The sequence below is a fragment of the Micromonospora sp. NPDC002411 genome (genome assembly GCF_053592955.1).
In genome coordinates, this window is record NZ_JBSFBM010000076.1 from 1 (window position 1) to 21,382 (window position 21,382).

Genomic DNA, 21,382 nt, shown 5'->3' on the forward strand with positions numbered 1-21,382 from the left:
GCCCGGGTCTGGACCGCGAGACGCTGCCGGCGTCGCTCGCCGCCCGGGCCGTCCAACCCGGTGACCGGGAGTACGAGGGTGTGCGGCACACCTACAGCTGGAAGGGGGCACCAGCACTGGTGATCCGTCCGGAGACCGCCGCCGAGGTCGCCGAGGCCGTGTCGTACGTGCGGACCCAGGACGTCCCGTTGTCGGTGCGCAGTGGCGGGCACGGCATCAGCGGCAGGTCGACGAACGACGGCGGAATCGTCATCGACATGTCGAGGATGAACAGTGTCGAGGTGCTCGACCGGGCGAGTCGTCGGATCCGGCTGGAGCCGGGCGCCCGGTGGGGGCAGGTGGCCCAGGCGCTCGCCCCGTACGGCCTCGCGATGAGCTCGGGTGACTACGGCGACGTGGGCGTCGGTGGACTCGCCACCACCGCGGGCGTCGGATATCTGGTGCGTAAGCACGGTCTGACCATCGACCACGTCGTCGCCGCCGAGATCGTCACCGCGGACGGTCGCCTGCTCCGCGTGGACGACGAGCATCACCCCGACCTGTTCTGGGCCATCCGTGGCGCCGGCGGCAACTTCGGCGTCGTCACCGCCCTCGAACTGGAGGCGTACGAGGTCGACAGGGTGGTCTTCGCTCAACTCGTCGTCGACGCGACCGACGCCGCGCAGCTGCTCCGCCGCTGGGGTCAACTCGTCGAGGACGCGCCCCGGGAGCTGACGAGTTTCCTGTCCCTCTTCCCGGGCCGTCGGGGCAATCCGCCGATGGCTCAGGTCACCCTGGTCTACGCCGGTGACGACGTCGAGGCGGCCCAGTCCGCCCTGAGCCCGTTCCTGGAGATCGGACCGATCCTCGATCAACAGGCGCAGCTCGCGCCGTACCCGGCGATCGTCCCCCCGCCCGGCAACCAGCATCGAGGTCAGGGACTGCGCGACACCCGCAGCGGCCTGGCGCACCACATCACCCCGGAGGCGGCCGACCTGATGGCAAACATGATCAACTCCGGCGACGTGATGATCATGCAGGTCCGGTCCGTCGGCGCGGCGGTCAACGACGTGGCACGCGACGCGACCGCGTACCCGCACCGGGACCAGAACTTCTCGGTGCTCGCCGCCACGGTCGAGGACCGGAGGCGCCAGCTCGACAAGCTGTGGGCCGAGCTGTACCCGCACCTCGACGGCCTGTATCTCAGCTTCGAGTCCGACACCGACCCGGCGCGACTCCTGGATGCCTGGCCCGAGCCCACGCTGAGCCGACTGCGCGCCATCAAGGCCACCTACGACCCGGACAACGTCTTCAACCGGAACTTCCCGATCCCCCCGGCCGGCTAGAGCATGCCCGACAGGTAGTCCCGACGTCGCTGCGGTTCGAACTTCTCGATCGCGTACCGCAGCATCACCCGGGGCATGACGCGGTAGCGGCGGAGCAGGAACTCCTCCTCCGCCGCTCGGTCACGGTTGCCCACCTCGCGCAGCATCCAGCCCACCGCCTTGCGGACGAGGTCGTGCGGGTCGCGGAGGAGCTTGTCGCTAAGTCGGAAGGTCCAGTGGAAGTCGTCGGCCCTGATGAAGGCGAAGGTCGCCATGACGGCGATGCGCCGGTCCCACACCAGGTCAGACCCGGCCAGCCGATCCAGGACGCCGCGCTCCTTGTCGACGAGCCAGGGGCCGACGATGGACGGCGCGGACGAGTCCACCAGGTCCCAGTTGTTGAGCCGGCCGGTGTTGGCCAGGACGAGGCGGTAGATCTCGCCCCGTTCCTGCTCGTCGCCCTTGGCGAACTTCCGCACCAGGATGAGCAACGATGTCAGCCGCTCCTCGTGCACCTCGCCGTGCAACAGGTCCGTCGTCTCCACCAGGGAGAGGTCGCGCCAGTACCGGGCGGCAACCCGGCGCTGGTCGGGCACGGAGACGCCGATGGCCCGGTCGCCCTCGCCGTAGCCTCCGGGGACCATCTGCAGGAACCGGCTCGACGCCTCGGCGCGACGTGGGTCGGCGAGGCTGGCGAGATCTCGCCGGACGGCGACGCTCGTGGCCATGACGTGCAAGCTACCGCGACCGCCGGCGGTCACTGCGCCGCTGCCGGACGGCGAGTCACCCTACCCGCCGCAGACTGCCGCAAACCACGTCGTTGGGTGACGGGCCCGGGAATGGGTGCCGGCCCGAGGGGTACGGCCCCACCATGCTGAAACGAGCGGTGTGGCAGGGGTTGGCGGCGGGGCTGGTCGGGGCGGCGGTGATGACGGCCGCGGAGAAGGTGGAGCAACGGGTGACCCGCCGGCCCGACTCGTACGTGCCGGCCCAGGTGCTGGCACGGCTGGCCGGCCTGCCGGAGTCCTCCGGGCAGCAGCCCCGCTGGCAGAACCTGGCGATGCACTACGGTCAGGGCGCGGTGGTCGGCGTGCTGCGCAGTGTCATGGCCCAGGCCGGGCTGCGGGGCGTCTGGGCCTCCAGCGTGTTCACGGCGCTCCGACTGGCCAACGACCAGATCCTGGAGAACGCCACGGGGGTGGGGGCGCCCCCACTGACCTGGCCCCGCTCGGAACTCGCCATCGACGTGCTGCACAAGTCCATCTACGCGTTCGCCACCGGAGCGGTGGCCGACGCGCTCGCCGCCCGCGACGGCGCCGGGCCCGGGCAGCGGCACGCGGCGATGCGCCCCGGTCGCCACTCGGACGTCGGTCCCCTCCCGTACGAGGGGCGGCGGAACGGCCGGGTTCCGGCCAGGCCGAGATGAGGTCGGTGCGGCGGTAGCCGGTACGGGGAAGGGCCCTGACGGGGGCCCTTCCCCGAACGCCATCCGTCAGAGGTTGGCGAAGTGCTCGCGGTGGTCGTTGGCGAACTCGGCGAAGCTCCGCGGTGCCCGGCCGACGATCTGCTCGACGTGGTCGTTGGTGAAGTCGCCCCAGCCGGAGCCGTAGGCCGCCCGGTACTCGGCGAGGACCTCCGCTGACCACTCGTCGAGGCCCGCCTGGAGCAGGCTGTCGCGTACCTCGTCCGGGCTCTGCGGCGCGTACCGCACCGGCTTCTGGGTCGCGCGGGCGATGTCCTCGGCGGCCTGGTGCAGGGTGATGCTCTCCGGACCGGTGGGCGTGTAGATCCTGCCCTCGTGCCGCTCGGGTGCGGCGAGGATCGCCGCCCCGGCCGCGGCGATGTCCCGGGCGTCGATCAGACCGACCTTGGCCTCGCCGAAGAGCCCGTAGAGGTGTTCACCGGCCTTGGCGGCGAGCAGGTTCTGCATGAAGTGACTCGGGCGCAGGATCGTCCAGCGGATGCCGGACTCCTGCACCTCGGCGTCGGAGAGCGCGTGCAGGCGGCCGTTGCGGGTGGGCGCGTCGTGCGCGGCGCCGATCGCCGAGAGCCGGACGATGTGCCGTACCCCGGCCTGCCGGGCGGCCCACACCGCGTTCATGCTCTGGCTCGGCGCCGTCGGGCCCATCGGGGTCAGCAGCCAGAGCGTCGTCACGCCCTCGAACGCCGGGGTGAGGGTGCGGGGGCGGTCGAGGTCGCCGACGACGACGTCGACGCCGTCGAGCTGGGGGGCGCGTGCGGCGTCCCGCACGAGGGCGCGCACCGACTGCTGACCGGCGAGTTCGCGCAGCACCTCCCTCGACACGGTGCCGTTGGCTCCGGTGATCAGAATGGTCATTGTTGTCCTCCGGTCGGGTGGACAGCGGTCGGGCTGGCCGCTGGTCGACGCCCGCCACGTTATAGTCCAAAACTTGTACCGTCCAATGATTGGACTACTTTATGAAGCGCAGCACACTCAAGGAGCAGGAACCGGACCTCGGCATCCTGGCCGTGCAGCTCTCCGCGCGTGTCCAGCGGGAGATCTTCCGACGGTCGGCGGAGCACGGGTTCGGCGACGTACGGCCCCGACACGGGGCGGTCCTCGCCTACCTGGACGTCGAGGGCACCCGCCCCGGCGAACTGGCCCGGCTGGCCGGACGCAACAAACAGACGATGGGAGCGATCCTCGACGAGCTGGAACGGCTGGGCTACGTCCGGCGTACGCCCGACCCGGCCGACCGCCGGGCGAAGCTGATCGTGCCGACGGACCGGGGTCGCGAATTCATGGAACTCACCGACGGCATCGTCGACCAGATCGAGCAGAAACTTTCCGACACCCTCGGTGCCGAGCAGTACCAGACCTTCCGGGGCGCACTGGGCCGTGGCGTGGCGGCCCTCCCGGCAACCGGTCACGACACCGAGGGCTGAGACGGGGGTGGCCCGCCTCGCCCGCATGTGACGGCCCAGAGCGGGTACCCGGCCGTCGCTCACCAGCGGGACCTCCGGGTTCCACCGCCGTCAGCGCAGCCCGAGGAGCACCGACATGCCGATCGCCGGGAGGGCCCGACTCTCGCCGAGAGTCTCCCTGCTGCTCCTGGCGTCGATCCTCGTGTCGTTCCTGGCCGCGTCGGCCGCCCCGACCCCGCTCTACGGCACCTACCAGGAGCGTTGGCACTTCTCACCGGTCACGACCACCGTGGTGTTCGCCGTCTACGCGCTCGCGGTGCTGGCGTCGCTGCTCACGTTCGGCAAGTTGTCGGACCACGTGGGTCGCCGACCGGTCCTGGCGGTGGCGATCGTGGTGCAGATGCTCTCGCTCGTCGTCTTCATCTTCGCCAACGGCGTACCCACACTGCTGGTCGCCCGCCTGCTCCAGGGACTCGCCGCCGGTGCCGCCACCGGTGCCGTCGGGGCCGGGATGCTCGACATCGACCGCGCCCGCGGCACGCTCGCGAACTCCATCGCCCCCGGCATCGGCACCGGGAGTGGGGCCCTGCTCTCGGCGCTGCTCATCGACTTCCTGCCCGCGCCGACGCGGCTGGTGTACGTCGTCCTCTTCGTGGTCCTCCTGATCCAGCTCGTCGGTATCGCGCTGATGCCGGAGACGGTCACGCCGATGGCGGGAGCGCGACGCAGCCTGCGACCCGAGATCAAACTGCCACGCGCCGTACGCGAACCGCTGCTGGTCGTCGTCCCGGTGCTGTTCGCGGTCTGGGCGTTGGCCGGCTTCTTCGGGGCGCTCGGCCCGGCGCTGGTACGCAGCCTCATGAACACGTCGATCGTGGTTGGCGGCCTGGTCCTCTTCGTCTTCGCCCTCTTCGGGTCGATCGCCGTCCTGCTGATGCGCAACAGCGCCGCCCGGACCGTGATCCTGATCGGGATCGTCGCCCTCGTCCTGGGCATGATCGTCACGTTGGTGTCGGTCATGGCGGAGTCCGTCCCGGGGTTCTTCGTCGGCCTCGCGCTCGGCGGCGTCGGCTTCGGCGGGGGATTCCAGGGCAGCCTCAAGACGATCACACCACTGGTGGAGGCACACGAACGCGCCAGCGTGCTGTCACTGCTCTACATCGTCTGCTACGTCGGGTTCGGCCTCCCGACGGTGATTGCCGGCTTCCTCGTCGTGTACGCGGGCGGCCTGCCGCAGACCGCCGACGAGTACTCCGTCGCCGTCATCCTGCTCGCCCTGGTCGCCCTGTTCGGGGTGCGCCGAGCCACGAGGACCACCTAACCAGCAACACAGCGATCGGGAGGGGAACGCGATGAGCCCGAAGGGCGCCCAGAGCGACGCGAGCATCGAGAACGTCGACGTCAAACTCGAGGTGATCGTCATCCCGGTGTCGGATGTCGACCGCGCGAAGGAGTTCTACGTGCGCCTCGGGTGGCGGCTCGACCAGACGCCGCCCGGCATTGTCCAGTTGACGCCGCACGGCTCCGGATGCTCCGTCCAGTTCGGTCCGGGGCTCACCCCGGCGGCGCCCGGTTCGGCCATGGCGTACCTGGTCGTGTCCGACGTCGAGGCGGCCCGCAACGCCCTGGTCGCCGCCGGTGTCGAGGTGGGCGGGCTCTTCCACGTCAGCCCGGACGGCCCGGTCGACGGGCTGGACCCGGAGCGGCGCAGCTACGTCTCGCGCGCCACGTTCCGCGACCCGGACGGCAACACCTGGCTCATGCAGGAGATCACGACCAGGCTGCCCGGGCGCATCGAGGGTGGGCTGACGTCGTTCGGCTCGGCGAGCGACCTGGCGAGTGCCCTGCGGCGTGCGGCCGCCGCGCACGGCGAGCACGAGGAGCGCACCGGCCAGCGGGATGAGAACTGGCCCGACTGGTACGCGACGTACATGGTCAGCGAACAGTCGGGGGCCAAGCTGCCCGAGTGAGGATGGCCGGACTGTTGGCTGCGTCAGCGCAGCCCACGGACGAGGTTGTCGACCAGGGTGCGCGCGAAGTCCTCGGTGAGCGGGAGGTCGGCGATGAGCAGCCGGTGGTAGCAGGCGCCCCAGAGCTGGTCCACAACGGATTCCGGGTCGATGTCGGCCCGTAGCTGCCCACGGGTCATGGCCCGGGTGAGGGTGTCGACGGCCAGGGCCCGCCGGGGCCCGGAGTAGCGCTCCCGGTAGGCGGCGGCCAACTCCGGGTCGGTCTGCGCCTGCCCGATGAGTTGACTGATGACCCGCCCGGCGGAGGTGTCCCGGACGAGGTGGACGAAGGCGACGAGCTGGTCGGTCAGGTCGGCCACGATGTCGCCGGTGTCCGGGAACGCCAACGTGGGTGCGACGACGGTGAAGTAGCCGTCCAGGGCGAGCGCGCCCTTGGAGGGCCACCACTTGTAGATCGTCATCCGGCTGGCCCCGGCGAGCGCCGCGACCTTCTCGATGGTGAAGCCCGCCATGCCCTCGGCCAGCAGGAGACCACCCGCGGCCGTGAGGATCTCGGCCCGCACCTGGTCGGCGGGCCGGCGACCACGGCCCCGGCGGGGTGACGTGTGGGGGTCCGGGGTGAGCTGGGCCACTGGTCCTCCGAGCGGTCGTCGCAGGTGCACTTCCATCCGTACTCGCGAGGCCTGTATCCGTCGAAGCTCTCGCGCGTCCGGCCGCTCGTTATGTGATACCGCTCCGCCGCCGAGACGGGCGCTCACGTCAGTGCCTCGCGCCCGTGCGCCCGCCACCCGGTCCAGTCACCCAGCCCCGGCCGGGGGAGCCGGTCGGGCATCAGCCGCGCGTCCTCGCCCGTCGGCAGGACGAACCGGCGACTCCATGCGTCGCTGGCCTGCGCGTCCCCGCCGATGTCGCCCGACGGGTGCGCGCCCAGGGGCTCGACCTCTCCACTCCATCGCCACAACCTCACTCGTGTGATTATGGTCTGCGCAGTCGGTCTGGCAGCCACCACGCCGCCCCTAAGTCCACCCACGACTGCTCGTTAGTCAGGTGGTCGAACCTGCCTGCGTGCATGCGCCACCGCTACGGTCGCGGGTCCTGCATCACCATCCCTCTTCCCTCTGGCTTGCTCGTCACCCGGGCGGCCACCGCACCGCCCTCGGTTGCCCGGGGCCGGCACGGAGACGGTCAGGTGCGTCTGTGCGGCGTCGTGGCGGTGGCGGCCCGGCGGTGCACTGCGCTGGGCGGGATCGGCGGGAACGAACAGCAGCAGCGCGAGCGGCAGCCACAGCACGGTAGCAACCCGGTTGGCGGTTGTGCCGGGCAGACCAAAGGACGTGCCGAGCGCGACGGCGATCAACCCGTAGGCCAGGGCAAGGTCGGCGGCATTTCCTGCTCGCCGCAGCCGCGAGCAGCCGGCGATCAACGCGGCGAACACTGCCGTGTAGGCGATAACCCCGATCAGCCCGCCGGTGACGGCGGCCTCCAACCAGCCGTTGTCATAGGGAATCGAGAGCCCGGCAGCCCCGAATCCCACGATCGGTGAGTAGGTGATGACCAGCTCCCACCCGGTGACGACGGTCGCCGGACCGGCACCACCGAACCGGCCACCCGTGAACAGGTTGAGGTCGCCGCCTCCGGCAAACTGGGTCGGCAGGGTGATACCCAGCCGGCCCAGGTGTCCCCACGTCGCGGCGACCGCCGCGAGGTAGCAGACGACGACCATGATCGAATAGCGGGTGGCGCGACGGCCCGGCATCACGAAGAACTGGATGACCGCGACGGGCACGCCAACGAACAGGAACACTTTCGAGACGCTGAGCAGTCCACCAACGGTGATGGCGGCCATCGCGGCGATCAGGAGCACCGGCCGGTGACGCAGTCGGTACACGGCGGCGAGGGCGGCGACGCTGTAGAACTCACCGGCCTCGGCTGGCTGCACGAACACACCGGTGTACCGGCCCGTCTCGACCTGCTCCGCCCAGACACCGTCAGTGAGACCGCCGTCGTGCGACCACCACAGCGAGAGCCACGCCGACGCGTCGGTAGTCGTGGACAACCACGCCAGCGTCGCGTTCGCGCAGGCCGCGAACACCACGACTGTGCACACCGCGTTCAGTGTCGCGTGTCGCCGCGCCGGACTGACGAGCGTGACGACGGTGAAGATCACCGCGAACGGCAGCAGCAGGTTGTCGAACCCGGAGGCGGCAGAACCCGGCGCTCTGACGTACTGCACCTGGCTGGCGCCGATCATCCCCACGCCGAGCGCCGCAGCCTGCACCACCATCAACGACATGATGGACTTGGCTGCGCCGGTGGCCTGTGGTAGTTGGGTGACCCACGCCATCGACAGCAGCACCAGTAGTGCGATCCCATACACAGCCACCTGCTCGGTCCGCACACCAGCAGCCAGGTAGGGACCGAACGCCGCGCAGGCCAACAGGAGGCACGCCAGCGACGGCCGCGTTGATGATTCATCCAGGTCAGGCATAACAGGCGAAACCATCCGCTAGGCAACGTTCTGTGTCCGCCCAGTGACGGATGGTAGCGATGGTCTCACTCGACTTGCCGTGCCTGTCAGTCAATGCGCCACCCTTACTCGGTCGGGGTGGCGCGGAAGCGGTCACGCGCCCACGGAAGCAGTCAGGGTGGCCTGCCGCGCCCTTCAGGGGCGTCCGATTATATGGACAGGGTGTCTTCGTGGTGGTTATATGGACACGGCGTACACAGTGTGGCGACAACCGAAGGAGACGAGCGACATGGCGGGTCTACGACGGCGACAGTTGGGTGCCTCCGGTCCGGAGGTGTCGATCATCGGGCTCGGCGCGATGGGCATGTCGGACCTGTACGGGCCGGCCGACGAGGCGGAGAGCGTCGCGACACTGCACGCGGCCATCGACGCCGGTGTGAACCTCGTCGACACCGCGGACTTCTACGGGTCGGGTCACAACGAGATGCTGATCGGCCGGGTGCTGCGGGAACGTCGCCGCGACGAGGTGGTGCTCAGCGTGAAGTTCGGCGCCCGCCGGACACCGGACGGCGGTTTCCAGGCGGCACCGTACGACGTGTCGGCGGCGGCGGTGAAGGACCGCCTGGCGTACTCGCTGCGCCGGTTGGGCACCGACTACATCGACATCTACCGGCCGTCCCGGCTCAACCCGCAGGTGCCGATCGAGGAGACCGTGGGCGCGCTGCTCGAGATGCGGGAGGCCGGCTACATCCGGCACATCGGGCTCTCCGAGATGGGCGCGGACACCATCCGCCGAGCGGCGGCGGTGGCACCGATCAGCGACCTCCAGATCGAGTACTCGCTGCTGTCCCGTGGCCCCGAGGCCACGATCCTGCCGACGCTGCGCGAGTTGGGCATCGGGTTGACCGCCTACGGGGTGCTGTCCCGAGGCCTGCTCAGCGGGCACTGGTCGGCCGAGCGTGAGTTGACCGGCACGGACTTCCGGGCGAACAGTCCCCGGTTCCAGGGTGAGCACCTGAGCGCGAACCTGCGCCTGGTCGACGCGCTCGGCCGGGTCGCGCAGCGACTGGGGGCCACCACCGGTCAGGTCGCGATCGCCTGGGTGGCGGCGCAGGGCGAGCAGATCGTGCCGCTGGTCGGGGCACGGCGGCGTGATCGGCTCACCGAGTCGCTGGGCGCTGTCGACGTGGTGCTGGACCGGGACACGTTGGACGAGATCGAGCGTGCCGTACCGGCCGGCGCGGCCTCCGGCCAGCGGTACGCGACCCCGATGATGTCCCTCCTCGACAGCGAGAAGTGACAGCGACCGGCCGGTGAACTCGACTGATCATCGTCTGGCGCTGTCCCAGGCCCGCACCAGCTGCATCCGGTTGTGGATCCCCAGCTTGTGGTAGATCGACCGGAGCTGGGTGTCGACGGTGTGGAAGGAGACGAAGAGGCTCCTCGCCGCCTCCTTCTTCGTGGCGCCCGAGGCGAGCATCTCGGCCACCCGCTCCTCGGCAGGGGTGAGCGCCTCGATGCCCGTACGCGCCGGCCCGTCGCTCGCCGGCCGGTGGCGCGGTGTGATGGCGAGCTCGGCGCACCGACGGTCCGCAGTCGCCTGGTCGCCAGGGGCCCCGATCCGGGCGTAGAGGGCAGCGGCCTCGTGGGCGGCGTCGCGTGCCCGCACGGGCCGCACCCCCGGGCTGTTCGCCAGGTCGAGCAACGCGTCGGCGAGCGCCGGCCACGCGGCGGTGGTACGCAGACCGTCGACCGCCGACCGGAGCGCGTCCGGGTCGCTGTCGCGCAGGCCCCTGGTCTGGTCGGCCAGCGCGCGCCACAGCGGAACAGGGGTGCGCGTGGCCACCGACTCGACCAGTTCGGTGACCCGGCGGGCGGCCGGGGTGTCACCGGCGGCCATCGCGGCGCGTACCAGCCGGGGGCCGAACTGCGGGACGGGCAGGAGCGGCCGCACCGATCGGTGCAGGTCGGCGACGACCCGGGTGAGCAGGTTCGCGGGCACGCTGAGGGCACTGTCGCGAACGGCGACGCAGAAGGCGGGCGTGAACAACGTGCTGTCGGGCCAGCGAACCTCCGCGAGGCACGGGCGGAGGACCGCGCGCGCGTCGTCGTGGTCGCCACGGCGGTAGCGGACCTCGCCGATCACCGCGACGAACAGGGCACGCACCTCCGGGCTGAGGTCCACCGGGCTGGAGGTGAGCGTCGTGACCGCGAGGGCGGCGGCCTCGGGTAGTTCGCCCACGGCGACCATCCGCAGGCAGTCCAGCGCGGTCAGCGCGCTGCTGAACAGGGGATCGGTTTCGTTCGAGGTCGGGCGGGTCGCGGTCCGCGCGTCCTGGTGCTGGCCCAGGCCGAGCTGTACGAGGATTCGTTCGGCCCGGATGGACGAAGCGTCGGCTCGTGCCGCCGGGGAACCCGGGTCCAGGGCCGCCAGCACGGCGTGAGCACCCGGCAGGTCGCCGTGCGACAGCGAGCGGGCGGCCCGGCCGAGGGCGAGGTGACGGGCGGACGCATGGTCCCCCGACGCGGCGTGCGCGATGCCCGCGTCGCGGAGCAGCGCGTCGGTGTCCGGATGACCCACGCGGGCGGCGGTCCCGGCGACCAGCGCGAGCAGAGCGCTTCGGCTGCGGGAGTCCAGCCGCTGGTCGAGCGCCGCGCGTAGGCCGGCGAGGGCGACAGTGGGCTGTTCCAGTGCGGCGATCCGCGTGAGGTGACCGAGCAGGTGCGTACGGTGGCGCTCGCCGTGCCGGTTCGCGGCGATCTCCGCCGCCAGGACGGCGAGTGCCGCCGTCCCACGTCCGGCACGTCGCAGCTGGTCCGCCGTGGCCGACACCCGCTGGCGTCGTCGCTCGGCGTCGTCGTGGTCGGCCGGGAAGGTGCCGGCGTCGAAGGATGATCCGGACAATGGCGTTCTCCCCGGTTGTTACCCGGCGCGTCGAATTGCCGTCCTGCGACCGAGCCTAGCCACGATGGCAGGGGCGGGCGCCCAGATCGACGAAGCGGCGGGAGTGCGCCGATTCGCCCACGGCGTCCGGGATCCGCCGTGCCGCAATGGCGCGATCACGTGATGCGACGACATCGTCCGGCCGCCGATCATCGAAGGCATGGCGCACTCGACCGAACTTCCCGGCCTGCACCGGCTCCGCGTCGTACTCCTGATGTTCGTTCTTCTCGCCAGCACCGGGGCCGGTGGCCACGCCCCGCTGTGGACACGCCTGGTGCTGGTGGCGACCGCGGCGGCGATTCCGGTCGCGATCGCTGTCCAGTACGGCCGGGCCGGGGTGCGTGCCCTGCTGGGGCTGTCGTCCCGGCTACGGCTGCGGGGTGGATCCGTTCCCGCGCCCCGTCCGATCCAACCCGAGTGAGGAGTCAGCGATCATGGCGAACAGCGATCCCCAGCCGCGGCGCGGCGACCAGGGCGCGCCTCCCTTCGCAGGCCGCAACGTCGAACTCGAACGGCAGAACCCCGACCTGTTGGTGCCACCGACGACCGACAGCCGGTTGGTGCCCAATCTGAAGTTCTCGTTCTCCCAGGCGCACACCCGGGTGGAGAAGGGCGGCTGGACCCGGGAGGTCACCAACCGCGACCTGCCGATCGCCAGCCAGCTGTCCGGTGTCCAGTTCGGTCTGGAACCGGGCGCGTACCGGGAGATCCACTGGCATCAGCAGTCCGAGTGGGCGTACGTGCTCAGCGGCAGTTGCCGGATCAGCGCTGTCGACCAGGAGGGACGCAACTTCATCGAGGACGTCAAGGAGGGTGATCTGTGGTTCTTTCCGCAGGGCATCCCGCACAACATCCAGGCGCTGGCGGACGGCTGCCAGTTCCTGCTGGTCTTCGACGACGGCGCGTTCTCGGAGAACAACACGTTCCTGCTCAGTGACTTCTTCGCCCACACGCCCCGGCACGTGCTGGCCAAGAACTTCGGCTGGACGACCGAGCAGATGGAGAACCTGCCCGAACGGGAGAAGTACATCTTCCAGGGCGACGTTCCGCCGCCGCTGCAACAGGACCGGGTGGTCAGCCCCACCGGCGACATCCCGCGAAGCTTCAAGCACCGGATGCTCGCGCAGACCCCGCAACGTTTCCGGGGTGGGACGGTACGGGTCACCGACTCGACCAACTTCGCCGCGTCGGTGACCACCGCCGCCGCCCTGGTGGAGGTCGAGCCGGGCGGGATGCGCGAGTTGCACTGGCATCCCACCACCGACGAGTGGCAGTACTACATCTCCGGCACCGGACGGATGGGTGTCTTCGCGTCGCAGGCCGCCGCTCGGACGTTCGACTTCCAGGCCGGCGACGTGGGTTACGTGCCCTTCGCGTACGGCCACTACATCGAGAACACCGGCGACGAGCCGTTGGTGTTCCTGGAGATGTTCCGGCACCCGCGCTTCGAGGACATCTCGGTGATGCAGTGGATGGCCAACACGCCCCACGAGGTCATCGCGGACACGATCAACGTGCAAAAGTCCATCGTCGACGCGCTGCCGGCTACCAAGCAAACGGTGATCTGACCACGGTGACCGGCTCTCGCGTGGCCGTCACCGCGAGCGCCCGTCCGGCCCTGACGGCCTGGTCGGGTACGGCATCCGGCCGCCCGTCGTCGGACGGGCGGCCGGACCGGTGGATCAGGAACCGGCGGGCGCCGGAGACGTGGGCGCCTCGGCAGGTCGTCGGCGTCGGGACACCGCGCCGACGACGACGTCGATGACGAGGAAGGCAAGCAGGGTGAGCCCGAACAGCGGCAGCGCCCAGCCGACCGTAAGCACCACCGGTACACCGATGAGCAGTGCCCAGTGCGGCAGACCACGGACGCCACCACGGGCCGGTGGGGTGCCGGCGAGGGCCCGTCGGTCGGTGCGGGTGGGGCGGCGTTGCCACCACATGCGGTAACCCCAGACGATCACGCAGAGCAGCCCGAGGGCGATCGCGGCGAGCAGGATCTGGTTGATCGGTCCGAAGAGGATCCCCATGTGGGCCTGGATGCCGAGGCCGCTGAGTTTGGCCAGCAGGGGCCAGTCGGCGAAGTCGCTGCGGGCTGTCACCTCACCGCCGGACGGGTCGACGGCGACCCGGTCCTTGGCGACCGGCCAGGTGTTGTCGACCTGCGTGACGGTCCACGCCGAGCCCGGCTCGGCGGCCGGGGCGATCTCGACCGGGCCGGAGAGGCCGGCCCCACGGGCAGCCGTCGCCACCCGGTCGAAGGCTGCCGACTCGACCACCCCGCCCGCCCCGGGAGCGCCGTGGTGGCCGCCGCCGGTCTCGTCGGGGACGACGGGATCGGCGAGGAGGCTGGTGGAGATGACCGGGGTACGGGCGTTGAGCGCGTCCAGGCCGGCGCTGAAGTTCGCCCCGGCGTAGCGGGACCAGGTCAGGCCGGTGGCGGAGAGGAAGAGCAGGCCGACGGTGAGCCAGATGCCGGTGGTGGCGTGCCATCCCCGGGTGCGGCGCACACCCTTGCCGGCGGACAGGTCCGGCACGAGCAGGTGGCGGGCGGTGGCGCGGGCGGCGCTGCGGCGGCGCCACCAGAGGACGACCCCGCCGAGCGCGAGCACCCAGAGCCAGCTCGCGGCCAGCTCGGAGTAGTTCTCGCCCACCGCACCGAGGTGCAGGTGGCGGTGCAGGTCGTCGAGCCAGGTGGTGGCCGGGGTGGAGCCGAACCAGGTGGTGAGCTGCCCCTGCGACTCGGCCGTGTACGGGTTGATGTAGACGGTGTGCTGGTTCTCGCCGAGTTCCGGCAGGGAGAACGTCACCCGGGTGGTCTGGTCACCCTCGCCGGGCTGCACGGCGGTGATGCTGCCCTCGGGGTGCGCGTTGCGCGCGGCTCCGACCTGTTCGGCCAGGGACACGGGACGGTCACCCACCTGCGCGACGGTCAACTGGTCGCCGTAGAGGACCTGGTCGAGCTGCGGGGTGATGGTGAAGGCCAGCCCGGTCAGCGCGGCTGTCACCAGGAACGGTGCGACAAGGATGCCGGCGTAGAAGTGCAGCCGCAGCAGCAGCGCGCCGAACGGCGACGCGCGCCGGGCCGGTCGGGCCGGGGGTTCGGCGCTGGTGGAGGGTTCCGGCGTCGCCGCGCCGGACAACTCGGTGAGAGACATGGTGATCCGATCGGGATAGTCGGGATACCCCCGAGGGTGTCTCCCGTACTGACGTGGTCGCCCGGTGGTGGTGTCGCGTCGGTTCCGGCCCTGACGTGGTAGTCGGACAGCCGGACCGATTGGTTCCCACTGATGCTCGGCCTGCGAGCCGATCGGTTCAGCGGCGGGACGCCCGCCGCCACAGCAGCACCGCCGCCACAGCGACGAGGACCACGAGCGCCACGCCCGCCACGAGGACGCCGGCACCCCGGCCTTCGTCGGTCTGCACCGCCGCGACGGCGGACGGCGTGGTCGACACGGCGGCCTCGACGACCGGCGCGGCGCTGGACGTGGGGTCGGCCACGGTGAAGGGGTACGACCCCTGCACCGGGTGCCCGTCGGCGGAGACGACCCGGTAGGCGACCGTGTACGTGCCGTTCGGCAGGGTGTCGGTCAGCTGGACCGTGCTCTTCGCCCCGGCGACCACCGGCTCGCCCGTGACGACCTTCCGCTTGGCGGCGTCGGTGAGCACGATGGTGGTGAACGTGGGGTCGAGCCGAGACATGAATTCGAGCTCGATCTCCGTTGGTGCGCTGGTCACCGTCGACTGCTGCACCGGCGTGGCCGCCCGCAGCGAGTTGTGGGCCCAGGCCGGGCCGGCCGGAACGAGCAGCGCGACGAGGACGGCGAGCGCCGCCGCGCCGAGACGGACGGCGTTGCGACGCAGCGGCGGTACGGGCATGCGGAGGCTCCGGTTCATCCGAGCACCTGCTCGCCGATCCACCCGCCCGGTTGGCAGCCGGGTGGGATGGCGAAGACGGCGGAACCGATCGGGGTGGTCCACTCGTTGAGCAGGTCCCGGTCGGCCAGCCGGCGTTGGATTGGCACGAACTGTCGGGCGACGTCCGCCTGGTACGAGGTGAAGACCAACCCGCTGTCGGCGTGGCCCTCGGCGGTCGGCACACCGTCGTAGTTGTAGGGCCGGCGCAGGATCTTCAGCCGGTCGTCCGTGACGTGCGCGCGGGTCAGGTGGGAGAAGTCGGGGATGACGGTGAGCCCGTCCGGGCCGGTGGCGGCGAAGTCGGGCTCGTCGTGTTCGGCGTTGCCGGTGAGCGGGGCGCCGGTGTCGAGCCTCCGGCCGACGGCGAGTTCCCGGTCGGTGCGGCCGAGCAGGTCCCAGGTCTCCATGTTCATGCTGATCCGGCGTACGACGAGAGTGGTGCTGTCGCGCAGCCACGCCGGACCGTCCGACACCCAGACGGCGGAGTCCATCGGCACCCCGGGTCGGGGGTTGGCGGTGCCGTCGAGCTGACCGAACAGGTTGCGTTGGGTGTGGCCGCCCGGCTCGACGCCGGGGCTGCGCCGGAAGCCCTGCTGCACCCACCGGACGGTGGCGAACGGCCGGCTGTCCTTGATCAGCACCCGTTGGGCGTGGGCGACGCTGATCGGGTCGTCCGCGCAGATCTGCAGCAGCAGGTCGCCGCCCGTCCAGGCCGGCTGGAGCCGGTCGACGCGGAACGGCGGCAGGTCGGCGACCGAGGCCGGCCGGCGGTCGTCGACGCCCGCCGCCCGGTACAGGGCGGGTCCGAAGCCGAAGGTCACTGTCAGCCGGGCGGGCAGGAGCCCCAGTTCGGCCTCGGTGTCGGCCAGCGCCGGCTTGCCCTGGGTGAGGCGGGCGGCGTCGTCGGTGAGCAGCCGCAGCATCCGACCCAGCGCGGCCCGGTCGGTGCCGGCCCGCAGCGTGAACGCTACGAATGCCGCGTGCGCCTGCGGTTCGGTGGTCACGCCGGCCTGTCGCGCGCCGTGGAACGGCTCGACCAGAGCGCCGACGCTCGCCACCGGCGTGGTGTCGGCAGCGGCTGGTGACTGCCCGCTTTTGGTACGGGTCGCAGCGATGGCCGCACCGCCGGCGAGGGCTCCGCCGGCGGCCAGGGCCCCGCCGGTGAGCAGGCCGCGCCTGCTCACCGGTCGGGCGGGTGGCGAGTCGGTCACGATGCGGGGCTCATGCTCATCTCCGGCGTGGCGCTCATCCCGGGCATCGGCTGGCCGTGCCCTGGGGCGTAGCTCTCCTGCGCGCCGGTGAACGGCTTGGCCACGGCCGTGAACTGCTGGGTCCTACCGTCGGCGAACGTCAGGGTGAACGTCAACTCGTCGCCGGCCTGCACGGGCTTGGCGAGGTTCATCAGCATCAGGTGGTCACCGCCGGGTTCCAGCGCGTGCGTGCTCTTCGCCTTGATCACGACGCCGCCCTGCTTGGCCTGCATGACCATCTTGCCGTCCTTCATGGTCATCTCGTGCAGCTCCATCGGCGACACCGAGGTCGCGGCGCCGGTCACCGTGACATCGCTGTCGCCGTCGTTGACCAGGGTCCCGAAGGCCGCCGTCATCCCCTTGTCGGCGGCCTTCACCCACGGGTCACGAATGCCGAGCACCCCGGCGTCCGGGTTGGCCGAGGTCGACGCGGACGGACTCGCCTGCCCGGTCGACGGGGAGTCGGACGATCCGCATCCGGCGGCGCCCACCGCCAGGACGGCGGCGGCGAGGACGGCGGCCGAGCGGCGGCGCGGACCGAGCGGGCTGGTGCTGAGCATGTGTTCTTCCTCCGATGGTTGCTGCTGGCTGGATGGTCGGCCGCAGCTGGGAGAAAGTTCCGGGCTCAGGGCACGTTGATCGTGTACTCGGCGGTGTGCACCTTCCCTTCCACCTGGAAGTCGAAGAAGGCCCGGTACCGGCCCGAGCTGGGCGCGGTCAGCCAGAACTGGACAGTGCCGTCGACCAGCTCCTGCTCCGGGTGGACGTGCACGTAGCCGAGATCACCCTCGCGGACGACCACCAGGTGCCCGTACGCGCCCAGGTAACGCTCCAACTGCACGGGCGCGGCCGCCTCGGCGCGCTGGACCTGGAACTGCATCGGCGCCGTCACCCCCACCGTCGGGGTGCCGCTCATCGCCACCGCGTACGGCCCGGCCGTCGCCTGTGCCTGCGCCGGCGGCAGCGCGGCGGGGGTGTGCGCCCCCGGCACCGTGTGGTCGACGCCCAGCACGAGAGGCACCTGCGCGCCGTTGGTAGCGGTCACGGAGAAGTCGGCGTAGACGCGGTAACCGCCGGGTTGGGCCAGCGCGAGGGGGACGCTCCAGGTGCCGTCGGGGGCCATCGTCGGGTGTACGTGCTGGTAGCCGGTCAGGTCACGGCCCACCACGATCATGTGCAACGGCTTGTCGTGGACGACAGCGAAGCGGGTCGCCGGCTGCCGGTCGGTCCCGACGATCCGGAAGCGGTAGTCGGCGCGTACCCCGGCGGGTTGGGACCGCTCCAGCGGTTGCAGGGTGAACCCGCCGGCGCTGACCGTCGTTCCGGTCGCCAGCGTCTCGCCCGTCGCGCCGTCACCCCGGTGCGTGTGCGGGCCGGTGCCCGCCGGGTGTTGGTGCCCGTCGGTCGCGGACATCGCCTGCCCGGAGGCGGGTGGACCGCCTGCCGGCTGCCGGGTGTTGCCCGCCGGGCTCTGGTCGCCGGGGCCGATGCGAGCCAGCCCGAACCCGGCCAGCAGGGCGATCACCAGCCCGCCGACGAGCAGCGCCAGGTGGCCGTTGCTCAGCCGGGACCCGGGCGTCACGGCGGCGAGGTCCGTGTCCGGCCGGGGTCCGGCCTCGACTGTCGACTCGTCGTCGGTGCTGGCGAGGGCCTTCGCCTCATGGTCGGCGGTGGCGAGGGCCTTCGCCTGCTGGTTGGTGGGCGTCGGGTCGACAGCGACGCCCGTGCGGGCCGTGACGACCGCGTCGCCGGTACGCGCTGCCGGCACGGTGGCCGGTCGCCGCTTACCACCAGTGGGCTGCGCACCGACACCGCTCACCGCGCCGGCCTTGCCCGCGGAGGACTTGGCAGCGGCCGTCTTTCCAGCGGCGGCCCTGCCTCCGCTGGTCTTGCCGGCGGAGGGCCGGCTCGTGGTACGGGCACCGCCGCCGCGTCGACCAGAGGTCGCCGGTGCGGTACGGCCCCGGCCGGTGGGTTTGCCGGTGGACGCCGTCCGGCGACGCCAAACGACGAGTCCGGCCACAGCGACGGCCGCCGCGATCGCCGCCGCCCATCCGGCCCAGGCCAGCGCTCCCGAACCGCTCTCCTCGGCCGGCCCGGTCGGCGGGACCGCCGCAGCCCCCGACGGCGGGGTCACCGGCTGGGCCGAGGCGGTCGGCACCGCCGACGCCTGCCCGGATGACCCGTGCTGCTCGGTGGCGGCCACCAGTGCCGGGTCCGGCTGCGTCGTCGGCGGGCTCCACCCCTTGGGTGCCGCCGTCACCGGCCCGTTGTAGCGGAACGTCAGCGTGCCCCGCACGGTGTCGCCGTCCGAGGCGACCGACAGGTAGCTCACCGTGTACTGGCCCTTGGCCGGCAGGTGGGTGACGGCCACCGTCGCGGGGAACCCGGTCGTGTACTCCCGTGGCTCGAACTGCCCGTTGACCAGGAAGTACTCCCGTACCGGCTTGTCCAGCGGCTTCGGCTCCCCGTACGACCAGCTGTTGTCGACCCGGATGCCGCCCGGGGCGGTGACAGTGAAGAACGCGTTGGGCGCGGCCTTCTCGGTGAAGAAGAGCTGCACCGCCGTCAACGGCTCGCTCACCGTGGCCCCACTCGCCGGCGTGGACATGGCGAGAGTCCCGTGAGCCGAGGCGGGTTGGGCGGACGCGAGGAGGGCGACCGCCGAGGCGAGGAGGAGCGCGAGGACACCCGAGAGCACCCGCCCCGGAGTCTGTGGGAGACGACGCATCTGAATATCCTGACCGGAGTGAGGCTTTTTTCAAGAGCTGGCGATCTTTTTCCTCACATGGCAAAAGCTGACGACGGGCGGTGCGGTCTCCGCGCTGTGCCCCCGGTGCCGCGACTTCCCTGGCCAGCTATGCTGCGGGCGGCGCTGGTTCGCCCCGTCGTGACCGTCGGGGTGTCGTAAGAGGGAACCCGGTGGAAGTCCGGGACTGCCCCGCAGCGGTGAGTGGGAACGAACGCCGTCATCAGCACTGGGCCGTCGGCCTGGGAAGCGACGGCCGGTAGGAGACCGGCGCGACCGGTCAGGCCCGCGAGTCCGAAGACCTGCCTGCGCTGCGCACACGACCGTGTGCGCCGCCGTCGGCCTCGCGGGTGGGCTGAGCGGGTGACGTGCCGTCCGTCGGCGCGTGCTCGTCAGCGTGTCCGCGTATCGGCGGTGTGGTTTCCCGAGGGACGGACTACCGCTGTGCACGACACCACCACGATCGTCGGCCGAGCGCCGTCGGCGTCGCACCTGACCCTGTCGCAGATCATGGACCAGCACCACACGAACCTGATGGGTACGGTGCACGGCGGCCGGATCCTCAACCTCATCGACTCGGTGGCCGGAGTCGTCGCCGCCCGGCACTCCGACGGGCCGGCGGTGACCGCCGCGATCGACGAGACCGCGTTCCTGCGCGCGGTGCGGGTCGGCGACGTCGTGCACGTCGACGCCCGGATCACCTGGGCCGGACGCAGCTCGATGGAGGTCGCGGTCAAGGTCACCGCTGACCGGTGGGACCGGGCCGTGCCGCCCACTGACGTGGCCACGGCCCACCTGGTCATGGTCGCCATCGACGACGACGGCCAGCCGAGGACGGTGCCGCCGTTGCTACCCGAGACCGACGGCGACCGGAGGCGCTACCGCGAGGCGGAGATCCGCCGCGAGCACCGGTTGGCCCTGCGACGGGCGCTGCTCGACGGCGTCGACGAGGGCTGAGGGAGTTCGGGCTGTCCGTCGCCACGTGCAGCGCGTATCTCGCCGGATCGTCGTCCTGGCTGTCACCCCGGATGTAGCCCGGGCGGCAAGCCAGTTGGATAGCGTCCACGTGATGTCTCGATCACGGAGGGTGTGAATCGTCATGCGTGCAGCGGTGCTGCGGGAGTTCGACAGTCCGCTGACGGTCGAGGAGATCGATCAGCCCTCTCCCGGGGCGGGGCAGGTGCTGGTGCGGATCGTCGCCAGCGGGGTCAATCCACTCGACACGAAGATCCAGGCCGGACAGGCCGCGCACGCGCGGGTCCAGCCGCCCGCGGTGCTCGGACTGGATCTTGCCGGGGTCGTCGCGGCGGTCGGCGCGGAGGTGACGGGGTTCGCACCGGGAGACGAGGTGTACGGGCTGTGCGGGGGAGTGGGTGGGCTACAGGGTTCGCTGGCCGGATACGCCGCCGTGGACGCCCGGTTACTGGCCCGCAAGCCCGGCGGCCTCTCGATGCGCGAGGCCGCCGCGTTGCCACTGGCGGCGATCACCTCCTGGGAGGGGCTTGTCGACCGCGCCGGGGTCCGCGCCGGGCAGAAGGTGCTGGTGCACGGCGGTGCCGGCGGTGTCGGTCACGTGGGCCTGCAACTCGCCCAGGCAAAGGGTGCCGAGGTGTACGCCACTGGCGGGCCGGCGAGCGTACGGGTCATCGAGAGCCTGGGCGCGGTGCCCATCGACTACACCTCGACCAGCGTGGAGGAGTATGTCGAGAGGCACACCGGTGGCGAGGGGTTCGACATCGTCGTCGACAACGTCGGTGGCGCGACGCTGGACGCGTCGTTCGCGGCGGTACGCACCTATCACGGGCACGTCGTCAGCGCGCTCGGCTGGGGCACCCATTCGCTCGCCCCGCTGTCGTTCCGTGGCGCTACCTACTCCGGCGTGTTCACCCTGCTGCCG

21 protein-coding genes and 1 riboswitch are annotated in these 21,382 nt (G+C 71.3%); of the genes, 10 read left to right on the forward strand and 11 right to left on the reverse strand.

What is annotated here, in order from left to right; genetic code table 11:
• Positions 1–1,325, forward strand: a 1,325-nt coding sequence (locus ACWCO3_RS12045) for an FAD-binding oxidoreductase (RefSeq protein ID WP_450009846.1), incomplete at its 5' end; no start/stop codon positions are given.
• Here the strand turns inward: ACWCO3_RS12045 and ACWCO3_RS12050 are convergent.
• Positions 1,322–2,032, reverse strand: a complete 711-nt coding sequence (locus ACWCO3_RS12050; RefSeq protein ID WP_450009848.1) for a DNA alkylation repair protein — start codon at positions 2,030–2,032, stop codon at positions 1,322–1,324. The genes ACWCO3_RS12045 and ACWCO3_RS12050 overlap by 4 nt on opposite strands.
• A 143-nt stretch (positions 2,033–2,175) precedes the next feature.
• On the opposite strand from ACWCO3_RS12050, the gene ACWCO3_RS12055 reads away from it, so the two are divergent.
• Entirely contained in the window at positions 2,176–2,730 is a 555-nt protein-coding gene (locus ACWCO3_RS12055; RefSeq protein ID WP_357835001.1) for a hypothetical protein, read from the forward strand.
• Between the two features lie 66 nt (positions 2,731–2,796).
• Here ACWCO3_RS12055 and ACWCO3_RS12060 read toward each other — a convergent pair whose 3' ends face one another.
• Entirely contained in the window at positions 2,797–3,642 is an 846-nt protein-coding gene (locus tag ACWCO3_RS12060) for an NAD(P)H-binding protein (protein ID WP_450009850.1), read from the reverse strand.
• Positions 3,643–3,731: 89 nt separating this feature from the next.
• Between ACWCO3_RS12060 and ACWCO3_RS12065 the strand changes: the two genes are divergently transcribed.
• The 3 genes from ACWCO3_RS12065 to ACWCO3_RS12075 all read left to right on the forward strand — a co-directional run bounded on the left by ACWCO3_RS12065 (position 3,732) and on the right by ACWCO3_RS12075 (position 6,160).
• On the forward strand, positions 3,732–4,211 hold the full coding sequence (locus tag ACWCO3_RS12065; RefSeq protein WP_450009852.1) for a MarR family winged helix-turn-helix transcriptional regulator: 480 nt from the start codon (positions 3,732–3,734) through the stop codon (positions 4,209–4,211).
• Positions 4,212–4,326: 115 nt separating this feature from the next.
• Complete coding sequence (locus ACWCO3_RS12070) at positions 4,327–5,511, forward strand: MFS transporter (protein ID WP_145780316.1); 1,185 nt, start codon at positions 4,327–4,329, stop codon at positions 5,509–5,511.
• Between the two features lie 31 nt (positions 5,512–5,542).
• Positions 5,543–6,160 (forward strand): VOC family protein, encoded by a 618-nt coding sequence (locus ACWCO3_RS12075; RefSeq protein ID WP_357928452.1) that lies wholly within the window; start codon positions 5,543–5,545, stop codon positions 6,158–6,160.
• Positions 6,161–6,183: 23 nt separating this feature from the next.
• Here ACWCO3_RS12075 and ACWCO3_RS12080 read toward each other — a convergent pair whose 3' ends face one another.
• From ACWCO3_RS12080 to ACWCO3_RS12090, 3 genes are all read right to left on the reverse strand, one after another.
• Positions 6,184–6,792, reverse strand: coding sequence for a TetR/AcrR family transcriptional regulator (locus tag ACWCO3_RS12080; protein ID WP_244311654.1), 609 nt, complete (start codon positions 6,790–6,792; stop codon positions 6,184–6,186).
• Between the two features lie 122 nt (positions 6,793–6,914).
• The gene (locus ACWCO3_RS12085; protein ID WP_145780319.1) at positions 6,915–7,127 is read right to left on the reverse strand and encodes a hypothetical protein; all 213 of its coding nucleotides are present in this window, start codon (positions 7,125–7,127) and stop codon (positions 6,915–6,917) included.
• A gap of 72 nt (positions 7,128–7,199) precedes the next feature.
• Positions 7,200–8,543, reverse strand: a complete 1,344-nt coding sequence (locus ACWCO3_RS12090) for a hypothetical protein (protein ID WP_450009855.1) — start codon at positions 8,541–8,543, stop codon at positions 7,200–7,202.
• Positions 8,544–8,916: 373 nt separating this feature from the next.
• Between ACWCO3_RS12090 and ACWCO3_RS12095 the strand changes: the two genes are divergently transcribed.
• Complete coding sequence (locus tag ACWCO3_RS12095) at positions 8,917–9,927, forward strand: aldo/keto reductase (protein WP_145780321.1); 1,011 nt, start codon at positions 8,917–8,919, stop codon at positions 9,925–9,927.
• Positions 9,928–9,954: 27 nt separating this feature from the next.
• Here ACWCO3_RS12095 and ACWCO3_RS12100 read toward each other — a convergent pair whose 3' ends face one another.
• Positions 9,955–11,532 (reverse strand): response regulator transcription factor, encoded by a 1,578-nt coding sequence (locus tag ACWCO3_RS12100; RefSeq protein ID WP_450009856.1) that lies wholly within the window; start codon positions 11,530–11,532, stop codon positions 9,955–9,957.
• A gap of 199 nt (positions 11,533–11,731) precedes the next feature.
• Here ACWCO3_RS12100 and ACWCO3_RS12105 point away from each other — a divergent pair, with 199 nt between their 5' ends.
• Together ACWCO3_RS12105 and ACWCO3_RS12110 are read left to right on the forward strand one after the other, a co-directional pair.
• Positions 11,732–11,992 (forward strand): hypothetical protein, encoded by a 261-nt coding sequence (locus ACWCO3_RS12105; RefSeq protein WP_145780323.1) that lies wholly within the window; start codon positions 11,732–11,734, stop codon positions 11,990–11,992.
• 13 nt (positions 11,993–12,005) lie between these two features.
• Entirely contained in the window at positions 12,006–13,139 is a 1,134-nt protein-coding gene (locus ACWCO3_RS12110) for an oxalate decarboxylase family bicupin (RefSeq protein ID WP_145780324.1), read from the forward strand.
• Positions 13,140–13,253: 114 nt separating this feature from the next.
• On the opposite strand, the gene ACWCO3_RS12115 is transcribed toward ACWCO3_RS12110, so the two are convergent.
• The 5 genes from ACWCO3_RS12115 to ACWCO3_RS12135 form a co-directional block, all read right to left on the reverse strand.
• Positions 13,254–14,726, reverse strand: a complete 1,473-nt coding sequence (locus tag ACWCO3_RS12115) for a PepSY-associated TM helix domain-containing protein (RefSeq protein WP_450009858.1) — start codon at positions 14,724–14,726, stop codon at positions 13,254–13,256.
• Positions 14,727–14,883: 157 nt separating this feature from the next.
• Entirely contained in the window at positions 14,884–15,465 is a 582-nt protein-coding gene (locus tag ACWCO3_RS12120; RefSeq protein ID WP_450009860.1) for a copper resistance CopC family protein, read from the reverse strand.
• Entirely contained in the window at positions 15,462–16,670 is a 1,209-nt protein-coding gene (locus ACWCO3_RS12125; RefSeq protein ID WP_450009868.1) for a Dyp-type peroxidase, read from the reverse strand. Before ACWCO3_RS12125 ends, ACWCO3_RS12120 begins: the two co-directional genes overlap by 4 nt.
• A gap of 23 nt (positions 16,671–16,693) precedes the next feature.
• The gene (locus ACWCO3_RS12130; RefSeq protein ID WP_450009862.1) at positions 16,694–17,296 is read right to left on the reverse strand and encodes a copper chaperone PCu(A)C; all 603 of its coding nucleotides are present in this window, start codon (positions 17,294–17,296) and stop codon (positions 16,694–16,696) included.
• 65 nt (positions 17,297–17,361) lie between these two features.
• Positions 17,362–19,467 carry a copper resistance protein CopC gene (locus tag ACWCO3_RS12135; protein ID WP_450009864.1) on the reverse strand — a complete coding sequence of 702 codons (2,106 nt, stop codon included), beginning with the start codon at positions 19,465–19,467 and terminating at the stop codon, positions 17,362–17,364.
• 128 nt (positions 19,468–19,595) lie between these two features.
• A riboswitch (cobalamin riboswitch) is annotated at positions 19,596–19,809 on the forward strand.
• Between the two features lie 186 nt (positions 19,810–19,995).
• Between ACWCO3_RS12135 and ACWCO3_RS12140 the strand changes: the two genes are divergently transcribed.
• Both ACWCO3_RS12140 and ACWCO3_RS12145 read left to right on the forward strand, forming a co-directional pair.
• Entirely contained in the window at positions 19,996–20,442 is a 447-nt protein-coding gene (locus ACWCO3_RS12140; RefSeq protein ID WP_425280572.1) for an acyl-CoA thioesterase, read from the forward strand.
• A 142-nt stretch (positions 20,443–20,584) separates the two neighbouring features.
• On the forward strand, positions 20,585–21,382 hold a 798-nt coding region (locus ACWCO3_RS12145), incomplete at its 3' end, for an alcohol dehydrogenase catalytic domain-containing protein (protein WP_450009866.1).